This is a genomic window from Stenotrophomonas pictorum JCM 9942 (assembly GCF_001310775.1).
GTDB lineage: Bacteria > Pseudomonadota > Gammaproteobacteria > Xanthomonadales > Xanthomonadaceae > Stenotrophomonas > Stenotrophomonas pictorum.
In genome coordinates, this window is the sequence record NZ_BAZI01000486.1 from 1 (window position 1) to 1,676 (window position 1,676).

Consider the following 1,676-nt stretch of genomic DNA (forward strand, 5'->3'; position numbering starts at 1 on the left):
GCAGCGAGCCGACGATGCGATGCCCCAGCGCCCGCACCTGCTCATCCGGCGCCAGCAGATCCGGTACCTGCACGGTGGTCATGCCGGCCGCGAGCGCGGCGCGCACGCCGGTCGGTGAATCCTCCAGCGCCAGGCAATGGGCCGGATCAACCCCCAGTCTGTGCGCCGCCAGCAGGTAGATGTCCGGCGCCGGTTTGGAGTGGGCCACCTCGGAACTGGTGGCCACGGCATCGAAATAACGCAGCAGCCCGGCCGCTTCGAGTTTGCGCGAGGCCAGCGGCTGGCGCGTGGCGGTGGCCACCGCGCGCGGCAGCTGGTGTTCGACCAGCAGCTCGAGCAGCTCGATGATGCCCGGCCGGTGCGGCACCCCGGCCTCGACGATGCCGTCGTAGCGCGCGTAGGAGGCGGCCAGCAGTGCATCAGTGCGCTCCAGGCCCAGGACCTCGCCCAGACGCTGGCGCGAGGCCGCATCGGAGGAGCCGATCAGCGACAGCAGCAGACTGCGCGGCACCTGGTACCCGTGCGCGTGCGCGGTGTGCTGCAGACAGTCCAGCAGCGCGCGCTCGCTGTCCAGCATCAGGCCATCCATGTCGAAGATCACCGCATGCGGGCGCGCGGACAGTGCGGCCGGCTGCATCAGCCGTGATTCCCGAACAACCGCGCCAGATCGGCCGCATCCAGCTGCCGCCACTGCCCCTCGTCCAGACCGTCCAGGCCCAGACCGCCGACGCGGCTGCGATGCAACGACTGCACATGGTTGCCGACCGCGGCGAACATGCGCCGCACCTGGTGGTAGCGGCCTTCGTGCAGGGTCAGCCGGGCGTGGCGCGGCCCCAGCACCTCCAGCGCGGCCGGCAGCAGCGGCTTGTCGTCCGATTCCAGCAGCAGCTCGCCACTGGCAAAGCGTGCCCCCTCGTCGCCGCGGAGGTCCTGCGCCAGCTGCGCTTCGTAGACCTTGTCCAGCTTCGACTTGGGCGACACGATCCGGTGCAGCAGCGCACCGTCATCGGTCATCAGCAGCAGTCCGCTGGTCTCGCGGTCCAGCCGCCCCACCGGCGAGAGCAGCGGCGAGCGGTCGCGGAAACGGTCCGGCAGCAGGTCATAGACCAGCCGGCCGATGTCCTTGGTCGAACAGGTATAGCCGGCCGGCTTGTGCAACGCGATGGTCAGCCCCGGCGGCGGATCCAGCGGTTCGCCATCCACACGGATGCGGTCGTGCTCAACCTTGTCGTCGGCATACAGCACCTCGCCGTCGGCGTCGGTGATGCGGCCTTCGCGGAACATGCCCTGCACCTGCTTGCGGCTGCCATAGCCCAGGTTGGCGATGTGCTTGACCAGCTTCATGCGCGGCCTCCACGGGTGCCGACGATGACCTTGAACCCGTCGCGTTCGGCGGCCACATGCACTTTGCCGAAACTGTCATTGAGGATCTGCTCGTACGGCAGGTGCCGGTTGGCGACCATGAACAGCTTGCCGCCCGGGCGCAGCGCCTGCGCGGCCACGGCGATGAAGCGCTGGCCGATGTCCGGCCGGTCCTCGCGCGCCGGAGTATGGAACGGCGGGTTGGAAACGACGAAGTCGTAGCGGCCCTCGATGCCGGCGGTCACATCGTGCCAGCGGAAACCCAGCTTGGCGCGCTCGCCGGCGGCAGCCAGATTGGTCCGCGCCAGCGCCAG

3 protein-coding genes are annotated in these 1,676 nt (G+C 69.6%); all 3 read right to left on the reverse strand.

Annotated features, from left to right (window positions below):
• On the reverse strand, positions 1-640 hold a 640-nt coding region (locus tag JCM9942_RS15290; RefSeq protein ID WP_172675152.1), incomplete at its 3' end, for an HAD family hydrolase.
• Positions 637-1,344: a pseudouridine synthase gene (locus tag JCM9942_RS15295; protein WP_054660700.1), complete on the reverse strand. Its 708-nt coding sequence runs from the start codon at positions 1,342-1,344 to the stop codon at positions 637-639. The genes JCM9942_RS15295 and JCM9942_RS15290, both read right to left, overlap by 4 nt.
• Positions 1,341-1,676, reverse strand: a 336-nt coding sequence (locus JCM9942_RS15300) for a methyltransferase (RefSeq protein WP_157722973.1), incomplete at its 5' end; no start/stop codon positions are given. The genes JCM9942_RS15300 and JCM9942_RS15295, both read right to left, overlap by 4 nt.

Coding starts and splice junctions, on each gene's coding strand:
- JCM9942_RS15295 (WP_054660700.1), bottom strand. CDS start 1,344: ATGAAGCTGGTCAAGCACATCGCCAACCTGGGCTATGGCAGCCGCAAG.